The sequence below is a fragment of the Cohnella thailandensis genome (assembly GCF_014212135.1).
GTDB classification, from domain to species: domain Bacteria; phylum Bacillota; class Bacilli; order Paenibacillales; family Paenibacillaceae; genus Cohnella; species Cohnella thailandensis.
Map to the genome: position 1 here is coordinate 114827 of NZ_JACJVQ010000017.1, position 22645 is coordinate 137471.

General features: G+C 59.4%; 22 protein-coding genes and 1 other annotated feature. Of the genes, 19 read left to right on the forward strand and 3 right to left on the reverse strand.

Annotated elements, in window-relative coordinates; genetic code table 11:
- Positions 1–18 precede the first annotated feature (18 nt).
- The 9 genes from H7B67_RS18735 (at position 19) to H7B67_RS18775 (ending at position 5409) form a co-directional block, all read left to right on the forward strand.
- On the forward strand, positions 19–873 hold the full coding sequence (locus H7B67_RS18735) for a shikimate dehydrogenase (protein WP_185121389.1): 855 nt from the start codon (positions 19–21) through the stop codon (positions 871–873).
- Between the two features lie 36 nt (positions 874–909).
- Entirely contained in the window at positions 910–1203 is a 294-nt protein-coding gene (gene yhbY, locus H7B67_RS18740; protein WP_185121390.1) for a ribosome assembly RNA-binding protein YhbY, read from the forward strand.
- A gap of 47 nt (positions 1204–1250) precedes the next feature.
- The gene (gene nadD / locus H7B67_RS18745; protein WP_185121664.1) at positions 1251–1835 is read left to right on the forward strand and encodes a nicotinate-nucleotide adenylyltransferase; all 585 of its coding nucleotides are present in this window, start codon (positions 1251–1253) and stop codon (positions 1833–1835) included.
- Positions 1825–2400, forward strand: coding sequence for a bis(5'-nucleosyl)-tetraphosphatase (symmetrical) YqeK (gene yqeK / locus H7B67_RS18750; RefSeq protein WP_185121391.1), 576 nt, complete (start codon positions 1825–1827; stop codon positions 2398–2400). The genes nadD and yqeK overlap by 11 nt, the downstream gene beginning before the upstream one ends.
- Before the next feature lie 35 nt (positions 2401–2435).
- Positions 2436–2780 (forward strand): ribosome silencing factor, encoded by a 345-nt coding sequence (gene rsfS, locus H7B67_RS18755; protein WP_185121392.1) that lies wholly within the window; start codon positions 2436–2438, stop codon positions 2778–2780.
- Positions 2777–3712 (forward strand): CvfB family protein, encoded by a 936-nt coding sequence (locus H7B67_RS18760; protein WP_185121393.1) that lies wholly within the window; start codon positions 2777–2779, stop codon positions 3710–3712. The genes rsfS and H7B67_RS18760 overlap by 4 nt, the downstream gene beginning before the upstream one ends.
- A gap of 73 nt (positions 3713–3785) precedes the next feature.
- The gene (locus tag H7B67_RS18765) at positions 3786–4592 is read left to right on the forward strand and encodes a methyltransferase domain-containing protein (RefSeq protein ID WP_185121394.1); all 807 of its coding nucleotides are present in this window, start codon (positions 3786–3788) and stop codon (positions 4590–4592) included.
- A 203-nt stretch (positions 4593–4795) separates the two neighbouring features.
- Positions 4796–5092: a transposase gene (locus H7B67_RS18770; protein ID WP_185121395.1), complete on the forward strand. Its 297-nt coding sequence runs from the start codon at positions 4796–4798 to the stop codon at positions 5090–5092.
- A 53-nt stretch (positions 5093–5145) separates the two neighbouring features.
- Positions 5146–5409 (forward strand): IS3 family transposase, encoded by a 264-nt coding sequence (locus H7B67_RS18775; protein WP_185121396.1) that lies wholly within the window; start codon positions 5146–5148, stop codon positions 5407–5409.
- 56 nt (positions 5410–5465) lie between these two features.
- Here H7B67_RS18775 and H7B67_RS18780 read toward each other — a convergent pair whose 3' ends face one another.
- Positions 5466–7685, reverse strand: coding sequence for an MMPL family transporter (locus H7B67_RS18780; protein ID WP_185121397.1), 2220 nt, complete (start codon positions 7683–7685; stop codon positions 5466–5468).
- A gap of 154 nt (positions 7686–7839) precedes the next feature.
- On the opposite strand from H7B67_RS18780, the gene H7B67_RS18785 reads away from it, so the two are divergent.
- On the forward strand, positions 7840–8463 hold the full coding sequence (locus H7B67_RS18785; protein ID WP_185121398.1) for a TetR/AcrR family transcriptional regulator: 624 nt from the start codon (positions 7840–7842) through the stop codon (positions 8461–8463).
- Positions 8464–8499: 36 nt separating this feature from the next.
- Positions 8500–8733: a binding site (T-box leader), on the forward strand.
- Between the two features lie 57 nt (positions 8734–8790).
- On the forward strand, positions 8791–11226 hold the full coding sequence (gene leuS, locus H7B67_RS18790) for a leucine--tRNA ligase (protein ID WP_185121399.1): 2436 nt from the start codon (positions 8791–8793) through the stop codon (positions 11224–11226).
- 59 nt (positions 11227–11285) lie between these two features.
- On the opposite strand, the gene comER is transcribed toward leuS, so the two are convergent.
- Positions 11286–12113 carry a late competence protein ComER gene (comER, locus tag H7B67_RS18795; RefSeq protein WP_185121400.1) on the reverse strand — a complete coding sequence of 276 codons (828 nt, stop codon included), beginning with the start codon at positions 12111–12113 and terminating at the stop codon, positions 11286–11288.
- A gap of 106 nt (positions 12114–12219) precedes the next feature.
- On the opposite strand from comER, the gene H7B67_RS18800 reads away from it, so the two are divergent.
- The 7 genes from H7B67_RS18800 (at position 12220) to holA (ending at position 20814) form a co-directional block, all read left to right on the forward strand.
- A complete protein-coding gene (locus tag H7B67_RS18800; protein ID WP_185121401.1) occupies positions 12220–12828 on the forward strand; it encodes a ComEA family DNA-binding protein in 609 nt (202 codons plus the stop codon).
- A gap of 94 nt (positions 12829–12922) precedes the next feature.
- Complete coding sequence (locus H7B67_RS18805) at positions 12923–14215, forward strand: homocysteine synthase (protein ID WP_185121402.1); 1293 nt, start codon at positions 12923–12925, stop codon at positions 14213–14215.
- Between the two features lie 78 nt (positions 14216–14293).
- Positions 14294–14821 carry a deoxycytidylate deaminase gene (locus H7B67_RS18810; protein ID WP_185121403.1) on the forward strand — a complete coding sequence of 176 codons (528 nt, stop codon included), beginning with the start codon at positions 14294–14296 and terminating at the stop codon, positions 14819–14821.
- A 135-nt stretch (positions 14822–14956) separates the two neighbouring features.
- On the forward strand, positions 14957–17611 hold the full coding sequence (locus H7B67_RS18815; RefSeq protein ID WP_185121404.1) for a ComEC/Rec2 family competence protein: 2655 nt from the start codon (positions 14957–14959) through the stop codon (positions 17609–17611).
- A 131-nt stretch (positions 17612–17742) separates the two neighbouring features.
- Entirely contained in the window at positions 17743–18291 is a 549-nt protein-coding gene (locus H7B67_RS18820; RefSeq protein ID WP_185121405.1) for a sigma-70 family RNA polymerase sigma factor, read from the forward strand.
- Positions 18288–19457 (forward strand): hypothetical protein, encoded by a 1170-nt coding sequence (locus H7B67_RS18825; RefSeq protein WP_185121406.1) that lies wholly within the window; start codon positions 18288–18290, stop codon positions 19455–19457. Before H7B67_RS18820 ends, H7B67_RS18825 begins: the two co-directional genes overlap by 4 nt.
- Positions 19458–19782: 325 nt before the next feature.
- Complete coding sequence (holA, locus tag H7B67_RS18830; RefSeq protein ID WP_185121407.1) at positions 19783–20814, forward strand: DNA polymerase III subunit delta; 1032 nt, start codon at positions 19783–19785, stop codon at positions 20812–20814.
- A gap of 314 nt (positions 20815–21128) precedes the next feature.
- Here holA and rpsT read toward each other — a convergent pair whose 3' ends face one another.
- A complete protein-coding gene (gene rpsT / locus H7B67_RS18835) occupies positions 21129–21401 on the reverse strand; it encodes a 30S ribosomal protein S20 (protein WP_185121408.1) in 273 nt (90 codons plus the stop codon).
- A 174-nt stretch (positions 21402–21575) separates the two neighbouring features.
- On the opposite strand from rpsT, the gene gpr reads away from it, so the two are divergent.
- Positions 21576–22583 carry a GPR endopeptidase gene (gene gpr, locus H7B67_RS18840; protein WP_185121665.1) on the forward strand — a complete coding sequence of 336 codons (1008 nt, stop codon included), beginning with the start codon at positions 21576–21578 and terminating at the stop codon, positions 22581–22583.
- Positions 22584–22645: the final 62 nt, after the last annotated feature.

The window sequence follows — 22645 nt, forward strand, 5'->3', positions numbered from 1 at the left end:
AAAAGGGGAATGGGATTCATGGACAGTCATACGGTGCTCTACGGGGTGATCGGAGATCCGATCCGCCATTCCAAATCGCCGATTATGCTGAATAGGGCCTTCCGTGAGGCGGGCATCAATGGAGCCTACGGAGCCTTCCACGTAACGCCGGATCGTCTGGGAGAGGCGATCGCCGGAATTCGCTCGCTCGGCTTCCGGGGGCTGAACGTCACGATTCCGCACAAGATCGAAGTCATGAAATTCCTGGACGAGATCGACGAAGGAGCCCGCGCCATCGGCGCGGTGAATACGATCGTCAACGAAGCCGGACGCCTCGTCGGCTACAACACCGACGGCATCGGCTACGTGCGGTCGCTGAAGGAAGAATCGGAGCCGGAGCTTGCGGGCAAACGAATCGTCGTGCTCGGCTGCGGAGGCGCCTCCCGCGGAATCGTCTGGGCGCTCGCCCGCGAGAATCCGGCGGAGATCGTCCTGACGAACCGAACGGCGGAACGCGCGGCCGAGCTGGCCGATACCTTCGGGGCGGAGAAGGGCGTGACCTCCGCTCCGTGGGAGTCTCTTAAGGAGCTGTGCGCGGAAGCGGACGTCGTCATCAATACGACATCCGTCGGCATGTCGCCTAACGCGGAGGCGACGCCGATCGACCCCGAGTGGCTTCGCCCGGGGGCCGTGGCCAGCGACCTCATTTACAATCCTCTCACGACCGCCTTCCTCAAGGGGGCCGAGAAGAGAAGCTGCCGCATTCACGGCGGTTTAGGTATGTTCGTGTATCAGGGCGCCTACGCCTTCGAATATTGGACGGGGCAGCCCGCGCCGGTCGCCGCCATGCGAGGCGCCGTGCTGGAATCGTTCGGGGCCGCCGTCCCGTCCTGATCATTCAAGACCGATAAGGAAAGCAGGTAAGCAACCATGTTGACAGGCAAACAAAAAAGATTTCTGCGTTCGCAAGCGCACCATCTCGATCCGATCTTCCAAGTGGGGAAGGGCGGAACGAACGATCACCTCATTCGCCATATCGAAGAGGCGCTGGAAGTTCGCGAGCTGATCAAGGTGAATATTCTGAACAACAACGACGACGACCGCCACGAGGTGGCCGAGGAGCTCGCGGAACGCTCGGGAGCCGAACTCGTACAGGTCATCGGGAAGACGATCGTGCTGTACAAGGAATCCAAGGACAACAAGCAAATCGTGCTTCCGCACTGAATGCGAGGTTGCGCCCCGACATGGACAAACGTTCAGACAGCGGCAAAATCCGGACGGGACTCATGGGAGGAACGTTCGACCCCATTCATATCGGGCACCTGATCGCGGCGGAAGCGGCGATGGAAGAAGCGGGCCTTGAGGAGGTCTGGTTTATCCCGACCAACACGCCTCCCCATAAGCCCCAGCCGGGAGCGGACGGAAGCCGGCGGCGCGCCATGGCCGCGGCCGCCGTCGCGGACCGCCCCGGATTCCGGGTCGAGGCGCTCGAGCTGGAGAGAGGCGGAGTCTCTTATACGATCGATACGGTAATCGCGCTTCAGGAGCGAGAGCCGGATCGGGAGTTCCACTGGATCGTCGGCACCGATATGATGAACGATCTGCCGAACTGGCGCCGAATCGAGGAGCTTGCCGAACGGATCTCCTTCATCTGCCTGGGACGGCATGGCGAGGAGAGCGAGGAAGCGGACTTGCCCGATTATTTGCGCCGCAAGATCGTTCCTGCCCGCATGACTCCGATCGGCGTTTCGTCGACGGACATTCGGGAGCGCAAGCGGAGCGGACGCTCGATCCGCTATCTCGTTCCTCAGGCTGTGCTGGATTATATTGAGGGGAATGGATTATATGAATCGTGAAGCTTTGATCGAAGCGACCCGGAGCCAGATGCCGGAGAAGCGGTGGCGACACGTTCAAGGCGTCGTCGATACGGCGGTTGAGCTTGCCGAGCGTTTCGGCGGAGACAAGGACAAAGCCTGGCTCGCCGCCTTGCTTCACGATTATACGAAAGCATGGGCGACCGATCGGATGGAGAAGCTCATTCGCGAGGAAGATCTGCCGAAGGAGCTGCTTGAGCATGACAAGGAGCTCTGGCATGCGCACGTCGGCGCCTGGGTCGTCCGGCGGGAGCACGGCATCGACGACGAAGAGGTGCTGGACGCGATCCGCTATCACACCTCCGGGCGGGAACGGATGACGCTGCTGGACAAAATCGTCTGCCTGGCCGATTATATCGAGCCGGGACGGGATTTTCCGGGCGTGAATCGAATTCGCGAGCTCGCGCAGAATAATCTGGAAGAAGCGCTGCTAGCCGGGTTCGACGGAACGATCAAGCTGCTTGTCGATCAAGGGAAACGAATTTTCCCTCTGACGGTGCTGGCTCGCAATGATTTGCTGCTAACGATAATCAAGAACAAAGGGTAAGGATATAGAGGAAGACGCGATAAGGAGGCTAATGAATGGCTTTATCTTCGGACAAATTGCTTCAAGCAGCCGCGCTGGCGGCGGAAGACAAGAAAGCGAACGACGTGGTGGCGCTTAATCTTCAAGGAATCTCGCTGGTGGCCGACTACTTCTTGATCTGCCACGGCAATTCGGACACGCAGGTGCTGGCGATCGCCACGGAGATCCGCAAGAAAGCGGAGGAATTGGGCGCCAAGGTACGCATCGAAGGCATGGACACGGCCCGCTGGGTACTGATCGACATGGGCGACGTCGTCGCGCACGTCTTCCATCGCGATGAGCGCGAGTACTATCACCTGGAGCGGCTGTGGTCCGACGCGAAGGCAGTGACCTTCGCATGACGCTGGCCGCGGGTACGATCACGACTCTGCTCGCCCGCAGGGAGGTTGCGCCTTACGGGTGGTTCCTTGCGGAGGAGGAAGAAGGCGGGCTTGAGGTTCTGCTTCCGTACGGCGAAATTCTCGGCGAAAGGCCGGAAGCCGGCGACGAAGTGGGCGTGTTCCTGTTCCATGACGACAAGGGGCGCATTACCGCCACGACGAGAGAGCCTCTCATTACGCTCGGCGAGATGCGCAGGCTGAAGATGGCGGACTTTCATCCGCGCTTCGGCTGCTTCCTCGAGATCGGCATCGGGCGGCAGCTGCTCCTTCCGATTAAGGAGCTGCCGGAGAAGAAGGAGCAGTGGCCGCAAGAGGGAGACGAGCTTCATGTCGTGATGAAGCATGACAAGGAAGGCCGGATGCTGGCCCGGTTGGCGAAGCTGGAAGACTTCGAGACGGCCGTCTTTCGCGCGCCGAGCTCCTGGCACCACGAAGAGAAAATCGCCTGGGTCACCGATACGTTCCGCGACGGCGTGTTCGTGCTCGTCGACGGCGGCGTCATTGGTTTCGGCGCGTTAGGCTACATACCGACGGCGTCGATGACGAAGCCTCTCCGCCTTGGCGAGAAGGTTCTCGCCCGGGTCACCCAGGTCAAGGATGACGGCCGGGTGACGCTGTCGATGCGCTCCTCCAAGGAGAAGGGACGGCTCGAAGACTCCGATCGGCTGCTGGAATTCCTGCGGGCGCGCCCCGGCGGCTCGATGCCCTACAGCGACGAGTCCCCGGCGGACGCGATCCAACGCCGTTTCGGCATCAGCAAATCCGCCTTCAAACGGGCGATCGGCAAGCTGATGAAAGAAGGCCTCGTCATCCAGCAGGGGAGCTGGACCAAGCTGACGGAGGCGGGAGGCTCCCCGGCTCCGGACGCGGGTAAAGATTCGGAGAAGGAATAGGTTCGACCCTGCCAAAGGGAAGCGTCTTCGGACGCTTTTTTTATCATCTATCGACTACGAGGGGGAGACTTGGGTGAGATCCTATCGGCAATTCGCCGCGGTTTACGATCGGTTGATGGAGGAGATGCCTTACGCGGAGTGGCTTAGCTTCGCCAGGCGCTGTTGGGATCGATACGGGATGCCGGCGACGATCGTCGATCTCGGCTGCGGAACGGGCAATATCGCGATACCATTGGCGAAGGCGGGCTTCCGGGTGTTCGGAGTCGACCTGTCCTCGGACATGCTGGCCATGGCCCGCAACAAATGGGAAGCAGGGGGCGGGCGCAGCCTGATCGCGTCGGCGGAGAACGGCTCGATTCGATGGCTTCAGCAGGACATGAGCGATTGGGAGCTGCCGGAGCCGGTCGACGCGGTCATCAGCTTCTGCGACAGCCTCAACTACTTGACCGAACCGGAGAACATCGTCTCGACCTTCCGTCGCACCTTCGAGGGGCTGGCTCCCGGCGGCTTGTTCCTGTTCGACGTCCATGCCCCGAGCCAGCTCGAGAGGTATGCGGAGGAGCAGCCGTTCGTGCTGGACGAGAAGGACGTCGCCTACATGTGGGTCTGCGATTACGATCCGGAGCGAATGGAGATCGAGCACGACCTCACGTTCTTCGTTCGCGAGGAATCGGGAGCCGGCGGCCCGAATTCCGGCTTGTACTACCGCTTCGAGGAATCCCACGTCCAGCGCGCCTACGATCCCGATTGGCTCGCCGGACAACTCGCCGCCGCCGGCTTCGAGGTGCTCCATCGCTTCGCGGACTTCAAGTGGGCCGACGCGAACGAGGAGTCCGAGCGGTTATTCTTCGTGGCTCGGAAGCCGATGGCGAATGCATAACTCAGCGGCTGGATTGTAAGGTGACCGATACACAAGCCGTCCCATAGACAGTTGGCAGTAAGCCCAGAATGAGTAATGGTTGGGTTCAAGTCGGCTAACCAAACGTTGCGTAAAGCGCCAAGATGAGTAATGGTGCACGTAGAATAATCAGTGGACACTCGTTAAGAGAAACCCAATAATAAAGCTTAACGGGAGGTGTTCACATGGGCGGACAACGGGTGCATCACAATGAGGAGTTCAAGCAACGCACGGTAAAATACATCCAGGAACAGACTAAGTCGGTGGTGCAGATTGCACAAGAATTGGATATTCCAGAAAAGACGCTTTACAGGTGGATTGGAAAGTACCGTCAGTTTGAAAATGAGCCTGTGAATAGCGCAGATCGCATTCGTGAGCTTGAACAGCTTCTCCGCGAGAAGGATAAGCAGGTTTCGGAGCTCGAACAGGAGCTTGAAATCGTAAAAAAAGCAGTGCACATCTTCAACAACCCAAGAAAGTAAAATTTCAATTCATTGAAGATCATAGCTCCGACTTTCCTGTGGAGAAGATGTGCATGATTTTAGGAGTTTCTCGGAGCGGATATTACAAGCGGAAGAACGCGGAGCCTAGCGCTCAAGCCCTCAAGAAAACCGAGATAATGGAACGCATCTCTTATCACTTTTATGATAAGAATGAGCAATACGGCAGCCCGAGAATTACCCGGCTGCTGCACGAGGAAGGCTACAATGTTACCGAGCGGACGGTCAGCATTTACATGAAAGAACTGAATATCAGAAAGCGATACGGCACTCCAAGCGGTGCGGATCGAAGCTTATAATCTGTTTCCAAAAAAGGAGCAAGCCCCGCCGGGCTTGCTCCTTTTAATGCTAACTTTTATCCGGCAACGCTCTTGCTCTCTTCCACCGGCTCGTAGCGGCCCGGCCAGAAAGCGGCGCGGCCGAGCAGAGTCGTGATCGCCGGAACGAGGAACGGCCGGACGACGAACGTGTCGAGCAGCACGCCGATGGCGGTCACCGTGCCGAACTGGACGAGCACCTGAATCGGCAGCGTGCCGAGAACGGCGAACGTTCCCGCCAGAATGAGACCGGCGGACGTGATGACCGAGCTGGTCTCGCCGACACCTTCCTTGATCGCTTGCTTGAGCGGCATCGTTCGGCGTTTCTGCCAGATGCTCGAGATCATGAAAATGTTATAATCTTCGCCGAGCGCGACGAGGAAGACGAAAGCATAAAGCGGGATGGAGCCTTGGATGGCGTCGGCTCCCATGAAGTGATGCAGCACGAGCCAGCCGAGACCGAGCGCCGAGAAGTACGACAGGATTACCGTCAGAACCAGATAGACGGTGGCGACCGCCGAACGCAGATACAGCAGAAGCAGCAGCGTAATCAGTCCGATGACGACCGGGATGATGACTCGCGTATCGCGTTCTCCGGTTGCCTTGTTGTCGTGCTGCTCGGCCGTCTGGCCGCCGACCCAGACGCTGTCCTCGGCGTTAGAGACGCCGGCTTGCGCAAGCGCGTCTTCCGCGGTCTCCCTCAGATCGGGAATGTGGCCCATCGCTTCGAGAGAATAGGGATTCATGGCGAACTGAATCTCGTACATTACGATATTCGGATTGCTCCGGCCGGTTTGGGGCTCGCCGACGACGCTGATATAGTCGAGCGACTCCAGTCTGTCGGCCAAGCCGGATACGTCCTTGCCTTGCGAGTCGACGATCACTTGAGCGGGGGCGAGCTCGCCCGGCGTGAATTTATCGCCGATCGTAGCGAACCCTTCGCGGGACTCCATATCCTTCGGGAACGAGGACAGAATATCGTAGGTGAATTTGACCTGCGTGCTGGCTCCTGCCAGCGCGCCGAGCACCACGACGCAGACGATGACGATCGTCCACGGCTTTCGGACGACTAGCGAGCCGACGCGATTGCGGGCAGGCTTCTCCGGAGCGGGAGCCGGTTTGCCGCGGCGGGCGGCCCGCTCGGCCTGCTGCTCCCGCGTGCGGGGAACGAACGGCCAGAACGAGGCGCGGCCGACGATGGCGAGCAGCGCCGGAACGAGCGTCAGCGAAGCGATGCCCATGATCAGAATGGCGATGCTGAACGGGGCGGCGAACCGCTGATAAGCACCGTATTCCGCGAGCAGCAGCGCGAAGAGCGCGAGAACGACCGTGATGCCGCTCATCGCGATCGCGCCCGACGAATCCGTAATGGCGGCGCGAAGCGCGGCGAACCGGTCGGATTCGGTCTTGAGCAGTTGGCGGAACCGGGCGATCAGGAACAAGCAATAATCGGTTCCCGCGCCGAACAGAAGCACCGTCATGATGGAGATGCCTTGCGAGTCGACGGTAATCCAGCCTTCGCGCGCCATCCAGCCCAGAATGGGACTGACCGCCAGATAAGCGAACCCGACCGCGACGATCGGGATGATCGCCAGAATCGGAGAACGATAAATAAGAAGCAGAAGAACGAGAACGAGCAGGACGGTGGCGACCATCAAGGCGAAGTCCGCATTTTGGAACAGGCCCGTCGCATCGATCTGAATTCCTACCGGTCCGCTGACCCTGGCGCTTAACTCGCCGGAATCGGCGGCGGCCTCGAACGGATCGGAGCCGAAGAGAGCCCGGACCTCCTCCTTGATCTCATCCACGCTATCTTTGAGTTGATCGGTGTCGGCGGCTTTCTCGAACAAAACCGGAGATACGAAAGCGGTGCCGTCTTCGGAAAGCTGCGACTTAAGAGCTTGAAGCGGCATTTGGTGCAGCGGCGGAACCGTTGTCTGATGGGGGACGGGCTCGGCCGTCAGCTTCTCCGACAGCTTCTGGATGTTCTGCAGATCGGCATCCGTCAGACCGCCGCCGCGATGCCAGACGAACAAGGCCGGGACGTCGGCTCCGCTAGGGAATTGCTGCTCCGATACGGCCTCCGCCTGTACGGAGGGCTTGGAATCGCTCAGATTGGGAGCGTTGTTCCGCTCCTGATCGCCGACCGCGGGAAGCAGGACGTTAAGCAGCGCCGCCGCGACGATCCAGACGAGCAGCGTGATCCACCGGCTTCGCTTGCCCGCGACCCATCGGCCTAAGAAGGTATTTTCTTTCATCCTCATTTTCTCTCCCCAGCTTCTATTTTGGACGATAATGGGCTATCACGGATAATTATATATACCGGAAGGTTAATTATCAAATGTGGCTCGCAAAAAAAATTTACGGTATGATGTTTGGAAGGTTTAACGTATGCGGAAAGAGGTATTCGGAATGAACAAGTCTAAGCCGAAAAGAGCGCCCGGGCGGCCCAAATTCGCCGATCAAGCTTCTCCGATGCGCGACACGGTGCTGAACGCGGCTTCGCTGTTGTTCATGGAATTCGGGTACGAGCCCGTCTCGATCAACCAGATCGCGGACAAGGCGGGCGTGACCAAAGCTTCGGTCTACTACTACTTCTCGAACAAAGCACAGCTGTTTACCGAGGCGATCTCCGAGATGATGAAGCGTATCAGCGTTTACTCGTCCCGGATTCTTAAGGAAGAAACCGATTTTAAGACCCGCCTTGCGAAGCTGGCCCGCGTGAAAATGTCTTCGACCCACGTCGAATTCGAAACGATGATGAGAGAGGCGCTCGCTTCCCTGTCCAAGGAGCAGCACGAGCAGATCCGGCAGGCGGAATTCGGCATCCATCTGGCGCTTGCCGAAGCGTTCGAGCAGGCCCTTAAGGACAAGGTGATCGAGTCGCCGCTCAGCCCGCTGCTGCTCGCCCATTCGTTCGCCGCCCTGCTGATGCTCGGCAACCGGGAGGCGGAGCTGACGCGGGAGACGGACGGGGAGGAGCTCCCCAAGCTGATCGTCGATCTGTTCTGGAACGGGATCGGGTCTCGCGCTTGACAGCGTTCGCGCGGTTTGGCTATAATCAGGGCATAATTATCGGCTGGGAAAAGGAACAGTAGCCGCAATCCGTCATTCAGAGAGCCGGCGCTTCGGTGCGAGCCGGTTGGCGGTAGCCGCGAACTCGCCTTGGAGCCGCCCGCGCGTAATCCGCTTCCGGCGGCAAGCGCGGCGTCGCCTTCTCGTTACGAAGGTAGAGTGGACGCGATGCCCAAGCAGGGCAGCCGTCAACTAGGGTGGTACCACGGGAATAATCCTCTCGTCCCTAGCGTGATTTTTGACGCTGGGGCGGGAGGTTTTTTGCTATCTGAGAGGGGTTATCCGACAATGGCGCAAGACAATCCGCACGGCTATAAGCCGCAGACGATCGAACCCAAGTGGCAGGGCTACTGGGACGAGAACAAGACTTTCCGCACGACGAACGATGCGGGCAAACCGAAATTTTACGCGCTCGACATGTTCCCTTATCCTTCGGGAGCGGGCCTTCACGTCGGCCATCCGGAAGGCTACACGGCGACGGATATCGTAAGCCGCTTCAAGCGGATGCGCGGCTTTAACGTCCTGCACCCGATGGGCTGGGACGCGTTCGGCCTGCCGGCCGAGCAGTACGCCATCCAGACCGGACGCCATCCGGCCGAATTCACGAAGATCAACATCGACAACTTCCGCCGCCAGATCAAGTCGCTCGGCTTCTCGTACGACTGGGATCACGAGATCAGCACGACCGATCCGGACTATTACAAGTGGACGCAGTGGATTTTCATCCAACTGTACAAGAAGGGGCTTGCTTACATCGCCGAGGTGCCGGTCAACTGGTGCGAAGCGCTCGGCACGACGCTGGCGAACGAAGAAGTCATCGACGGCAAGAGCGAGCGCGGCGGCCATCCGGTCGTGCGCAAGCCGATGCGCCAATGGATGCTCAAGATCACCGAATACGCGGAGCGCCTGCTGAACGATCTGGAGGAGCTGGACTGGTCCGAGAGCATCAAGGATATGCAGCGCAACTGGATCGGCAAGTCCACGGGCGCGGAAGTGACGTTCGATATCGAAGGCCATGAGGGGCAATCGCTTACCGTGTTCACGACGCGTCCCGATACGCTGTTCGGAGCGACCTACTGCGTGCTGGCTCCGGAGCACGATCTGGTAAGCGCGATTACGACGTCCGCGCAGAAGGCGGCCGTGGATGCGTATATCGAGCAGTCTTCGCGCAAGAGCGATCTGGAGCGCACGGAGCTGGCGAAGGAGAAAACCGGCGTCTTCACCGGCGCTTACGCGGTCAATCCGGCGAACGGCGAGAAGCTGCCGATCTGGATTGCCGACTACGTGCTCGGCGGCTACGGAACCGGAGCGATCATGGCCGTTCCGGGCCATGACGAGCGCGACTGGGAGTTCGCGTCGAAGTTCGGCCTGAGCATCGTCGAGGTCGTAAGCGGCGGCGACGTGAAGGAAGCGGCGTTCACCGGCGACGGCGAACACGTGAATTCGGGCTTCCTGAACGGCCTGTCCACGCCGGACGCGATCGCGAAGATGATCTCCTGGCTCGAAGAGAACGGCAAGGGCAAAGGCAAGGTCACCTACCGCTTGCGCGACTGGCTGTTCAGCCGCCAACGCTATTGGGGCGAGCCGATTCCGGTGCTGCACTTCGAGGACGGCACGATGGAGACCGTTCCGGAGGAGGAGCTTCCGCTGCTGCTGCCGGAGATGGAGAGAATCGAACCGTCCGGCACGGGCGAATCTCCGCTCGCGAACGCGACCGAATGGGTGAACTACGTCGGCAAGGACGGCCGCAAGGCGCGCCGCGAGACGAACACGATGCCGCAATGGGCGGGCAGCTCGTGGTACTACCTGCGGTTCATCGATCCGAAGAACGACAAGGAGCTCGTCTCCTTCGAGAAGCAGAAGGAATGGCTGCCGGTCGACCTGTACATCGGCGGCGCCGAGCACGCGGTGCTTCACTTGCTGTACGCGCGCTTCTGGCACAAGGTGCTGTACGACATCGGCGTCGTCTCGACGAAGGAGCCGTTCCACAAGCTCGTCAACCAAGGGATGATTCTCGGCACGAACAACGAGAAGATGTCCAAGTCCCGCGGAAACGTTATCAACCCGGACGACATCGTGAACGAATTCGGCGCGGATACGCTCCGCCTGTACGAGATGTTCATGGGGCCGCTGGAAGCGACGAAGCCGTGGAACACGAACGGGGTCGAAGGGATGTACCGCTTCCTCGGCCGCGTATGGAGACTTTTCGTAGACGATAACGGGAACTTAAACGAGAAGATCCAGGACGTGCCGGGCGACGAGGCGTTCCGCCGCACGTGGCACCGCACGATCAAGAAGATTACCGAAGACTACGAAGGACTGCGCTTCAATACGGCGATCAGCCAGATGATGATCTTCATCAACGAAGCGTATAAGACGGACGTTCTTCCGAAGCAAGCGATGGAGAACTTCGTGCAGCTGCTGTCTCCGTCCGCTCCGCATATCGCGGAAGAGCTCTGGGAGCGCCTCGGCCATTCCGGTTCGATCTCCTACGTTCCTTGGCCGGAATTCGATCCGGCGCTCACAGTGGACGCCGAGGTCGAGATCGTCGTGCAGGTGAACGGCAAGATCGCCGAGCGCGCGATGGTCGCGGCCGACCTGGACGAAGCGGGATTGCAGGAGAAGGCGCTTGGTCTGGAGAAGGTACAGTCGCTGATCGCCGGCAAAACCATTCGCAAAGTCATAGCCGTCAAAGGCAAGCTCGTCAACATTGTAGCCAACTAACTAGGAAGGGGCGGCCTCTCTCATGGAGAGGTGCGCCCCTTTGTCGTCTCCGAATGCCGCTAGCCGTCGCTGTTTAATGAAGCATCGACTTTGTCCAGGTCCTCCGCAAATTTGGCGTGCGTCGTGCGGAGCACCCGCAAGAAAGCTCCGTCCGTCGCCTGCTTGAGCTCTTCGAGGGCGGCCGCCGTAATCCCTCCGGGCACGGACACCCGCTTCTGCAGCTCGGCGGGAGAGCAGCCCGCGGTTTGCAGCAGACGGGCGGTGCCGAGCAGCATATCCCTGGCGAGGACGGAAGCGGTCTCGCGGGCGATGCCCGTCGTCGACACGGCTGCCTCGATGAATTGCTCCAGCAGGTTGGCCATGAACGCGGGACCGCAGCTTGCGATATCCGACGCGACCCGAACCTCCTCCTCGGCGACCTGGATCGGACGGCTGATCGAGGAGAATAAACGGAAGAGCAGCGCACGGTCCCTCTCCTCCAGGCGGCTCCCGAACATGACGAGAGACGAGCCCGCGAGCGTCTCGTTCACGATGCTTGGAATGATCTTGGCCACCTTGCAGGGAAGATGCTCCTCGAGCGACGAGATCCGAACGGGACTCGTAATGGAGACGACAATCTGCCAAGGCTGCACGACCGGAGCGATCTCCTGTAGAACGCCGCGGAAGTCCATGGGCTTTACGCATAGGAAAACCAGATCGGAATCGAGAGCCGCGCTTGCGTTGGAAGGGGCGATCTGGAGTCCGGGATACCGGTTAGCTAGCGCATTCGCTTTGGACAACGTGCGCGAAGACAGGAGGATGTCCGCGGGGCGCAGCGCCCCGGAACGAATGAACGAACCCGTCAACATGCTGCCCATGCTGCCAGCGCCGATGAAGCCGACCTTCATCTTCGACCCCTCCCCTTTAGACGCTTTAACTTCTTCACATTGTATGTGGCAGGGCTTGGCCGTCATTCTTATTTTCCGACAATTATCCAATAGGGAGGTAATCAAGATGAATAGCAAGAGCAGCCGATCCATTCCGGATAAGAGAGGGCTGGCCGCGGGGGCGACGGCTCTGGCAGGCTTGGCGCTGCTCGGCTGGGCGTTTCTGCAGCCGCCTAAGGAGGCTGGGGTTCCCGGATGGACTCCGGTGAACGAGCAGGTGGCGGAAGCGCTGCTTCCGTTCTCGGAGACGGAGCCCGCGCCTAGTCCCGCGGCCCAGCCTTCGGCTGTCGAGCTTCAGGCTGCTGCGGGGACGGCGCCGGCCTCGTCGGGCGCGTCCGAACCGTCTCCGGCCTCGTCAGGCACTTCTGAACCGTCTCCGGCCTCGTCAGGCACTTCTGAATCGTCTCCGGCTTCGTCAGGCGCATCCGAATCGTCTCCGCTGCCGTCCGCGCCCGAATCCGCCGTTACCGAATCCGTTCCGGACGGCCGCTTGAATCTTAACGCGGCGACGGCCGAGCAGCTGGACGAGCTGAAGGGAATCGGCCCCTCCAAAGCGCAAGCGATCGTTGCTTACCGGGAGGAGCATGGGGCTTTCAAGAGCGTGGAGGAGCTTCTTCAGGTGAACGGAATAGGCGCCAAGGTGTTCGCGGCTATCCGGGATTCGCTTAAAGTATAGGTTCCTTTTTAATTCCTATCTTTTCACTTGGATAAAAGTGTGAGACAATAGGCGGGAATTAACAATTCGTGAGAGGCATGGGAGGAGTAAGAAGATGACAACGAATCGTGAATTATCTTTGGAAACGCTTGCCGTACATGCGGGCCAACAGATCGACCCGACGACGAATTCGAGAGCGGTGCCCATCTATCAGACCAGCTCGTATGGCTTCCGGGATACCGAGCATGCGGCGAACCTGTTCGCGCTGAAGGAATTCGGCAACATTTATACCCGCATCATGAATCCGACCTCGGACGTGTTCGAGCAGCGGATCGCCGCTTTGGAAGGCGGAGCCGCTGCGCTAGCCGTGTCGTCCGGACAAGCCGCCATAACGTATTCGATCCTCAACATCGCCCAAGCGGGCGACGAAATCGTCTCCTCTACGAACTTGTACGGCGGAACCTACAATCTATTCGCGATTACGCTTCCGAAGCTCGGCATACACGTCAAATTCGTCGATTCCTCCGATCCGGACAATTTCCGCGCCGCTATTACGGATAAGACCAAGGCGCTGTACGCCGAGACGATCGGCAATCCGAAGGGCGACGTGCTCGACATCCAAGCGGTTGCGGACATCGCTCATGAGCACGGAATTCCTCTTATCGCGGACAGCACGTTTTCCACTCCTTATCTGACTCGCCCGATCGAGTTCGGAGCCGACATCGTCGTGCATTCCGCGACCAAGTTCATCGGCGGTCACGGAACGTCGATCGGCGGCGTCGTCGTCGACAGCGGCAAATTCGACTGGAAGGCCAGCGGCAAGTTCCCGGGCCTCACGACGCCGGACCCGAGCTATCACGGAGTGGTGTATACCGAGGCGGTAGGGCCGATCGCTTATATTATCAAGATGCGCGTTCAGCTGCTTCGCGACATGGGCGCGGCGTTGTCTCCGTTCAACTCGTTCCTGTTCCTGCAAGGGCTGGAGACGCTGCACCTGCGGATGGAACGCCATAGCAGCAACGCTCTCGCGGTAGCGAAGTTCCTTCAAGAGCATGCGGCCGTCGAGTGGGTCAGCTATCCGGGCTTGCCGAATCATCCTTCCCATGAGCTGGCCAAGAAGTACTTGCCGAAGGGACAAGGGGCGATTCTTACGTTCGGCATCAAGGGCGGGCTTGAAGCGGGGAAGAAGGTCATCAACTCGGTGCAGCTGTTCTCCCACCTTGCGAACGTCGGGGATTCGAAGTCGCTCATCATCCACCCGGCCAGCACGACTCACCAGCAGCTCTCGGAAGAAGAGCAGCTTTCGGCCGGCGTCACGCCGGGGCTGATCCGGCTGTCGATCGGCACGGAAGGCATCGACGACATCCTGTACGATCTGGACCAAGCGCTGGCCGCTAGCCAAGCGTAACGGAACAGGGTATTCTAGAGGAAACGGCGCTTAGTCGCGTTTTCCTTGCAAAGAAGGCAGTTGGAGGTTAGGAATAGAATGGCACAGACGGTGCGCAAAGACTGGGATACTTACTTCATGGATATGGCCTTTATGGCGTCGACCCGCTCGCGTTGTCCAAGGCGGCATGTCGGCGCGGTGCTCGTGCAGGGCAAGAAGCTGCTGGGAACGGCGTACAACGGCGCCCCGATGGGCGTTCCGGATTGCTCCGAGGACGGCTGCATGATCGTGGAAGAGTTCGAGGCTCCTCCTCCGGGAGGCGAGGCATCGGGACTGATCAAGAAGCAGCGCTGCATTCGGACGATTCACGCGGAGCAGAACCTGCTGCTCTTCACGGACCGGATCGATCGGGAGGGCTCCTCCGTCTACGTGACGGACCAGCCCTGCTGGACCTGCTCGAACATGTTGGCGAACAGCGGGGTCAAGGAGATCGTCTACCACCGGGCGTATCCGAAGGATCAGGAGAAGGTCACGGGCTTGATGCGGCAGCGCGGCATTCTATTCCGCCGGATCGACGGCTACACGCCTCCGCCGGATACCGAAGTACAGGATGTTTCGGTCGGATAAGCAAGTTCATATTGCGAGAATGAGGAAGAACCTCGTCACCTTTGCGGGCGGCGGGGTTCTTTTGTCGTTATGGCGCTCGAGGCGCAAGGACGTTCGAAGAGCAAGCCGATTTTCGGAGAAAAGGAGAGGAGCGACTTGAGCAGACGGCCGCTGGTGGCATTTATGGCTTGCTGGACGTTGGGCGCATCGATTTATTCGCTGTTTCAAGGGGCGTCCGCGATCGGCGTTTTGTTCGGTGCCCTTCTGCTTCTGGCGGCGTATGCGCTCGCCGTTCCCGCCTCCCGGAGGCTCGTCGCGGCATGTGCCGCGGCGCTCTTGTTATCGGCGGGAGAGCGCGTATGGATGGACGCCAGGCACGGCTCCGATATTACGCCGCTTCTCGGCGGCCGGGAGGAGCAGCCGGCCATCGTGAGGGGACGTCTCGACGCCCCGGCTGCCATCGACGGCGAAGTCGTCACGTTCGAGCTCCAAGGCGAATCGATTGAGCTAGGGGAGAACGGGGCGGACGGCTCCGGAGCCTCTTCCGTGCCGATCCGAGACAAGCTTCTCGTTCGGATATGGCTGCAGGAAGAGGAGGAGCAGCGAATCGCGGCTTCCTGGAGGCGGGGAGATGAAGCCGTCATTCAAGGAGAGCTCCAGCTGCCGGCGGATGCGGGCAACTTCGGAGGCTTCGACTATCGGAGTTATCTCCGAAGTCTGGACATCCACTGGTCGCTCACGGCAAAAGGAGCTTCCGCGGTCTCCGTTCAACCCTCGGATCCGCCGTGGAGGCTGCTTCCTCTTCGCCTGGCGGACTCTTGGAGAGAGAAGCTTGGCGGCTGGATGGACAGGCTTTACGAGGGGACGGATCGGGGCTATATGAAAGGTCTCGTGCTCGGAATCGAGGACGATCTGGATCCCGAGCAGTTCGCGGCCTTTTCCCGTCTGGGGCTGACCCACGTGCTTGCGATTTCGGGACTTCACGTCGGCGTCGTCGTTTATATTTTGCTGCAAGCGGCATCGATGCTCAGGCTCCCTCGGGAGCGGGGGCAGGAGCTGGCGATCGCGGCCCTTCCGGCTTATATGCTGCTTACCGGCGCTTCGCCTTCCGCGGTGAGGGCCTGCCTGATGGCGATGCTCGCTCTCTATATGGCCCGCCGGAATCAATTGAAGGACGGCCTGCATCTTCTGTCCGCGGCGGCGCTTGTCATGATGATGCTGGAGCCGCGTGTCGTCGAGAACGTCAGCTTCCAGCTGTCGTTTGTCGTGACCGCGGGGTTGCTGCTGTTCGTTCCGGGCGTAAACGATTGGCTTGCGCCTCTCGTCCGCTGGAAGTCCATGAGGGGAGCTCTCGCTGTCACTCTAACCGCGACGGCGGTCTCTTTTCCCATCTCCATCTATTATTTTCACCAATTCCACTTGCTCTCGTTCGCGGCCAACCTTCTGCTCGTTCCGTTCATCAGCTTCGTCATCATGCCCCTCGGCATGGCCTCCTTGGCGCTCGCAGGCTTGTGGTACCCGCTCGGGAGAATGACCGCGCGGATCGCTTCGTGGGGCAACGGGCTGACGGATCTCGCGATCGCGAAGATGGAGAGCATAAACGGGCTTCAAACGTATTGGCCGCAGCCTTCCCTACTATGGGTGTTCGCCGCTTATGCTTTGCTTTTCGCGACTTTCGGAGCTCTGAATCGTTTATATACATGGAAGCATGAAACGACGGAATTAAGGGATAAGGTTCAGATCGAGCTTAGAGCTCTGCGGGTGCCGCCGCGTTCGGGCACGGATCGGATAGGGGAGGATACGGTCCCGTTGGCGGAGGCGCTTCCCCATCCGCTTGCCGCCAACACTAAGCAAGGCAAGCGAAAGCTTCTGCTTCTCATGGCCTGTTGGGGAGTATGGCTCGCTTGGGGCATTCAGCCGGCAGCCCTGGATCGCGATGCGAAAGTCATGTTTCTCGATGTCGGACAGGGGGACTCGATTCTGCTTCGTTCCGGCACGGGCAAGTTCGGCCTGATCGACGCGGGGGGGACGGTACAGTTCGGCAAGAAGGAAGAATGGAAGATGAGGCGCGACCCGTACGAGGTCGGGCTGAAGACGGTCGTCCCTCTGCTCAAGCAGCGCGGAGTGCGCAGCCTGGATTGGCTCGTTTTAAGCCATCTGGATCAGGATCATATCGGGGGAGCTCTCGCCGTGCTGGAGCATTTTCCGGTCAAAAGGCTGTTTTTTAACGGTACGGTGAAAGAGGACGATACGGCGCGGGAGCTCTTCGAGCTCGCGGAACGGCGAGGAATTCCGATGTTCTCGCTTCGCCAGGGAATGAGTTGGGCATGGGATCGCTCCTCTTCCTTGCAGGTTCTTTACCCTCCGAATCGTGGGGAAGCCGGGGTCGAGATCGAGCCGGAGCAGAACGATCGCAGCGTCGTCCTCCTTCTGACGATGTACGGGAGGACTTTTCTGCTGCCGGGAGACCTGGAAAAGAAGGGAGAGGCCGAATTGCTCGTCGCGGCCGCCGGCGATACGAAGTCCGTCGACGTCTTGAAAGCCGGACATCACGGAAGCAAAACCTCCACGACCGAACCGTGGCTGAGAGAATGGGCTCCGGGCGAGGTTGTCATATCGGCGGGACGCAACAACTTGTACGGGCATCCCCATTCCGACGTCCTCGGGCGGTTGGAGGAGCTTCGGATTCCTTATTACCGGACGGATCTGAACGGGGAGATCCAATACCGGGTATCGCCCCGGGGAGAGCTGATCCGGAGGACGAAGCGGGAACCCGAATCCGAATCCCGATTATTCTATCGATTGACTTGAAATATAGGCATTGCTAGACTGTGAGAAGCGTAAACAACCAGGCCGCTAAATTTCCTGATGTTAGCATGGAGCTTGGTGCAACTTTTCGACGCTCGTTTGCGTTAAGGGAAGTGCAGAGGGGAGGATCTTCTGTGGTGGAGCTGGATCTTATCAAAGCTGCGCAAGCCGGCGATCGCGACGCCCTTGTGGAGCTGCTCCGCGGAATAGAGAATCAAGTATATCGCACCGCATACTACTTGCTAAACAACGAACAGGATGCGCTCGACGCTTCTCAGGAAGCCTTGATTAAAATTTATACCAAAATTCATACTTATGAAGAGAAGGCCCAATTCCGGACATGGGTTCAGCGGATCGTGACGAATCTGTGCATCGATAAGTTTCGCCGAATCCGTCCGTCGGTGTCCATCGACGAGCACGAGCTCGTTTTCGAATCGGCGGACAACGTCGAGGACGAAGTCATGTCGGCCTATGCCTCGGAAGAGATCCGCGAAGCGATCGGCAAGCTTCCGGAGCATCATCGGACCGTCATTATTCTTAGGTATATGCAGGACTTCTCGTATAACGAGATCGCGGATTCGTTGAATCTGCCGCTTAATACGGTGAAATCTTACTTATTCCGGGCAAGGCAGCAGCTGCAGACGCTGCTGCGAGATTATCAGAAAGGAGGTGTTCGGGGATGACTTGCGATGAAGGAAGGGAGCTTATCCAGCATTCGATCGACAGCGATCTCGATTCGCAAGAAACCGTGCTAATGAACGAGCATATTCGAACTTGTCCGGACTGCGCCGCTTTCCTCGAACGTATGACCCTCCTGTCGAAGAACCTCGCGGAGCTTCCGCGGGTCGCTCCTCCTTTCAGCTTGGTGGATGCCATTCTGCCGAAGCTGGAGATCATCGACGCGGAGGCTCGCGTTGCGGAGGCTCGCGCCGCGCAAACGGGGAACGCCGTTTCGGAAGAGTCTGCGGTACCAGCCGAGCTTCCTCGCCGACGGAACCGATCGACGCTGCGGCGCGTTGCCGGAGCGATCGCGGCGGGACTCGTCGCCGGACTGGTCATCGTGACGGCGCCGTCGTTGTTCCATTCGTCTTCGAACGACAGCGATTCGAAAGATTCGGTCGCTCTCTCGGAAGCGCCGGCGGCCAAGTCGGAGGCCAGATCGTTCTCAACGGAAGCTTCGCAAGACTCGGCCGGCTTCTCCGCGAATTCTTCCCAGAGCGAAGATGACGCGGAAGCTCCTTCGGAGACGGAATCCTTAGGCACGGAACCGACTGCGTCGGTTAAATTCGCCGAGCCGGCGCCGTCGGTAGGCGAGTCGGCCGCACCCGCGGCGGATAGCTCGGATACGGCGGGCGCGGGGGAAACGAAGGAGACAACGGGATCGATCGAGAGCGGAGCGGTCGCGCCTTCGAAGGGAATCGCTCCGAGCGCGACTCCATCGCCTTCGGCCGAAGCGACCGGCAAGTCGCTGGCGGGAGAATCGGGCGGGGAGGGCTTGGTTCCTTCCGAGGGCGGAGAGACGAGCGGCGCTCTTGAAGACGCGGAGATGAACGGGGCGTTAAGCGTACCGTTCCCGGCGCTCGAATGGATATCGCCGGACCAGAAGCTTAAAGCCGTCGCCGAGGAGCAGAGAATCAGCGTCTATTCCAATGAAGACCATTCGTTGATTTTCCAAAGCGCGTTGCATGAAGGAGAGTCGCTTAGCAGCGTTTATTGGGAGCAAGATTCCTCCTTGCTTCATTACTCCTGGAAGGATTCGGAGGGCAACATCAAGGATATGGTTTGGGACGCCTCGGCCAACGTCGAGAGCCCGGCAAGCGAGTCGCCGAACGAAAGCTCCGGCGAGTAACGTTCTTCCGCGATGCTGCGTATGATGAAGCATAAACGTTGGAGACGTTCGGCAGCTATGGAACGTCCAAGGACTTTAGGTCGCGGTCGTTCGCGCACGGTTCCATGGGCCGGGCCGGCGGACGTTGACATAGATGTCCACATGCGAAGAGACTGTCTCGGAAGGTTCCGTCGGAACCGGAGGAGGCAGTCTCTTCGTTTCGATCGGCGGCGGAGATCCTGCGTTCCTGCCGGCGCTCCCTGGCGCTAGTTGCGGCTCGGCCTCCACATTTGATAGACTTTGAATGACGCAGGCATTCCATGCCTGCAGGAAGGGGAAGCATACGATGGAGGCTAGGAAAGCTCTGCGGGAAGTGAGAGAAGGCAAGATCAAGCCTTATTACATACTGTTCGGGCTGGAATCGTATCTGGTCCAGGAATTTACGGAGAAGCTGACCGCGAAGCTGATCGAGGCGGAGCACAGGGACCTCGGCGTCATTCGCTTCAGCACGGCGGAGAGTCCGCTCGACGAGATTCTTGACGAAGCGGAAACGATGCCATTCCTCGTGCCGAGCAAGCTCGTTCTGGTCCGGGACAGCGTCGTCTTCGGAACGGGCCGCGAATCGGCCAAGATCGAGCACCGCGCCGAGCGGCTTCTCGAGTACATGAAGCAGCCGATGGACAGCACGGTGCTCGTCTTCATCGTACCGCACGAGAAGCTGGACGAACGAAAAAAGCTCGTCAAGCTGGCGAAGGAGAAGGAAGCGGTCGTGTCGTTCACCCCGCTGCCGGCCGAGGAGCTGATGCAGTGGATTTCGAAGCGGATCGAGTCCCAGGGACGCCAGTCGGATCCCGGAGCGGTAGAAGAGCTGCTGCGGAGGGTGGGCCCGGACATGAGCTCGCTCGCGGCCGAGACGGACAAGCTGTGCCTGCACGCGGGCGAATACGGCAAGGTGACCGTCGATTCGGTCGCGACTCTTGTGCCGGCAAGCACGGAGCAGAGCGTATTCAAGCTGACCGAAGAGATCGCCTCCTTGCGCACGGATCGGGCTCTTGCTTTGTACTACGACCTGCTGAAGCAGAAGGAAGAGCCGATCAAGCTGGTCGCGCTGCTGGTCAGGCAATTCCGGCATATGCTGTTCGTGAAGGAGCTCGGCAAGCAGGGGTACACCCCGCAGCAGATGGCGGGGCAGATCGGCCTTCACCCCTACGCGGTGAAGGTGACGGCCGACCAGGCGAAAGGGTTCTCGTCGGAGCGGCTGTCGTCGGTGCTGGAGCGGTTGGCGGAGCTGGACTACGAGATGAAGACGGGGCGAGTGGAGAAAACGCTCGGACTCGAGCTGTTCCTGCTGAAGACGGGCTCGGAGGGCGGCGGCTGACGGGCGTGGAGGCTTGCGGGCGGTGGAGGCTGATGGATGACTTCCGCCTCCTGGCAGGAAGGTCAAGAGCGACTGGCGATGGTCTACAGGCTCAACTGAATAAAATCTACTCAGGCAAGCCCGCGACCGACCGAGCAGTTGGCTCAGTTGAGTAAAAAATATACTCAAGTAAGCCCTCGCCCGGCCGAGCAGCCGGCCAAATGGAGCCTTATTTACCCAATTGGCCTTACAAGCAAATAAAAAAGGTTGACCTTGGGAACGAAATACTTCGCGACCACAGTCAACCCTTTATTTGTTTGAACGGTTATTAAGCCTTAGGCTTGAGAAGACAACGCGTTCAACTTCTTAGCCAGACGGGACTTCTTGCGGGCAGCCGCATTCTTATGAATAAGGCCTTTGGTTACCGCTTTGTCCAACTTCTTCTGAGCGAGTTGAAGCGCTTCTTTAGCAACGTTCACGTCCGTTCCCACAACGGCTACGTCAGCTTGCTTGACAGCCGTGCGAAGCGCGGACTTCTGGGAAGCGTTGCGCTGACGACGCTTGTCGTTCGTCTTCGTCCGTTTGATAGCGGATTTAATGTTCGGCATTGATTTCACCTCCTGGCAAAGCAACAAGTATTTCTCCAGACAACTTGTAACATTCTATCATGGAGGGGGGCAAAACGCAAGCAAAACAACAGGCGAAGCGCTCGGCCAAAAAGCGTTAGCCCGCGATTTTGGCCCGCTGCCAGGCTTCGGTCTCTGCAGAGGAGGAGAGAGATGATGAACGAGCAACAACTGGATTTAAGGGAATACGAGGTTCAAATCGACTTGGCCGTCGAGGCCAGGGAGCTGGCGGGCTCGCCGGACAGCCAGATTCCCGGAGTTTGGTCGGAGACCGAGAAGGCGAACGGGATTACCGTTACCCGCATGCATATCCAGTCGGACGAGGGCGCGAGGGCGATCGGCAAGATGAAGGGCCATTACGTGACGCTCGAGGTGCCTCAGCTGAGAAACGGGGACTCCGATCTGCAAGACAAGGTGGCGACCACCTTCGCGAAGGAGTTCGAGGGCTTCCTGAAGCGCGTCGGCATCGGAAGAACGGCGAGCGTGTTCATCGTGGGGCTGGGCAATTGGAACGTCACGCCCGACGCTCTCGGCCCACTGGTCGTCGAGAATATCATGGTGACGAGGCAGTTTTTCGAGCTGATGCCGGACCAGGTCAGCGAGGGCTATCGGCCGGTCAGCGCGGTCGCGCCGGGTGTGCTCGGAACGACGGGGATCGAGTCGAGCGACATCGTGCAGGGGATCGTGGAGAAAGCGAAGCCCGAGCTGGTGATCGCCATCGATGCGCTGGCGGCCCGGTCGCTGGAGAGAGTCAACACGACGATCCAGATCGCCGATACCGGCATTCATCCGGGCTCCGGCATCGGCAACAAGCGCAAGGGGCTTACGCAAGAAATTCTAGGCGTTCCCTGCATCGCGATCGGCGTTCCGACCGTCGTCTACGCGTCCACGATCGTGAACAACACGATGGATCTGGTCCTGCAGCACATGGAGAAGCACACGCCGAATACCGACAAGCTGTTCGGCGTCTTCGGAACGATGGAAGGCAACGAGCGGCTTCAGCTCGTCAAGGAAGTGCTCGACCCTCTCGGCCATAACCTGCTCGTGACGCCGAAGGAGATCGACAAGTTCATGGAAGACACCGCCAACGTCATCGCGAGCGGTCTGAACGCCGCGCTTCACGAAGCGGTGGACACGGACAACGTGGCGGCATATACGCACTAGCCGACAAGATAGCCGAGAAGGCCTCGAGAGCGAGCGGACAAACCGCCGCCTTCGAGGCCTTT

Bases quoted from the DNA above. Each gene is read 5' to 3' on its own strand.
- rsfS (WP_185121392.1), top strand. From the start codon at position 2,436: ATGGCTTTATCTTCGGACAAATTGCTTCAAGCAGCCGCGCTGGCGGCG.
- comER (WP_185121400.1), bottom strand. From the start codon at position 12,113: ATGAAGGTCGGCTTCATCGGCGCTGGCAGCATGGGCAGCATGTTGACG.
- H7B67_RS18825 (WP_185121406.1), top strand. From the start codon at position 18,288: ATGACTTGCGATGAAGGAAGGGAGCTTATCCAGCATTCGATCGACAGC.
- H7B67_RS18800 (WP_185121401.1), top strand. From the start codon at position 12,220: ATGAATAGCAAGAGCAGCCGATCCATTCCGGATAAGAGAGGGCTGGCC.
- rpsT (WP_185121408.1), bottom strand. From the start codon at position 21,401: ATGCCGAACATTAAATCCGCTATCAAACGGACGAAGACGAACGACAAG.
- gpr (WP_185121665.1), top strand. From the start codon at position 21,576: ATGAACGAGCAACAACTGGATTTAAGGGAATACGAGGTTCAAATCGAC.
- H7B67_RS18780 (WP_185121397.1), bottom strand. From the start codon at position 7,685: ATGAAAGAAAATACCTTCTTAGGCCGATGGGTCGCGGGCAAGCGAAGC.
- H7B67_RS18770 (WP_185121395.1), top strand. From the start codon at position 4,796: ATGGGCGGACAACGGGTGCATCACAATGAGGAGTTCAAGCAACGCACG.
- H7B67_RS18785 (WP_185121398.1), top strand. From the start codon at position 7,840: ATGAACAAGTCTAAGCCGAAAAGAGCGCCCGGGCGGCCCAAATTCGCC.
- H7B67_RS18760 (WP_185121393.1), top strand. From the start codon at position 2,777: ATGACGCTGGCCGCGGGTACGATCACGACTCTGCTCGCCCGCAGGGAG.
- yhbY (WP_185121390.1), top strand. From the start codon at position 910: ATGTTGACAGGCAAACAAAAAAGATTTCTGCGTTCGCAAGCGCACCAT.
- yqeK (WP_185121391.1), top strand. From the start codon at position 1,825: ATGAATCGTGAAGCTTTGATCGAAGCGACCCGGAGCCAGATGCCGGAG.
- H7B67_RS18735 (WP_185121389.1), top strand. From the start codon at position 19: ATGGACAGTCATACGGTGCTCTACGGGGTGATCGGAGATCCGATCCGC.
- H7B67_RS18810 (WP_185121403.1), top strand. From the start codon at position 14,294: ATGGCACAGACGGTGCGCAAAGACTGGGATACTTACTTCATGGATATG.
- leuS (WP_185121399.1), top strand. From the start codon at position 8,791: ATGGCGCAAGACAATCCGCACGGCTATAAGCCGCAGACGATCGAACCC.
- holA (WP_185121407.1), top strand. From the start codon at position 19,783: ATGGAGGCTAGGAAAGCTCTGCGGGAAGTGAGAGAAGGCAAGATCAAG.
- H7B67_RS18805 (WP_185121402.1), top strand. From the start codon at position 12,923: ATGACAACGAATCGTGAATTATCTTTGGAAACGCTTGCCGTACATGCG.
- H7B67_RS18775 (WP_185121396.1), top strand. From the start codon at position 5,146: ATGATTTTAGGAGTTTCTCGGAGCGGATATTACAAGCGGAAGAACGCG.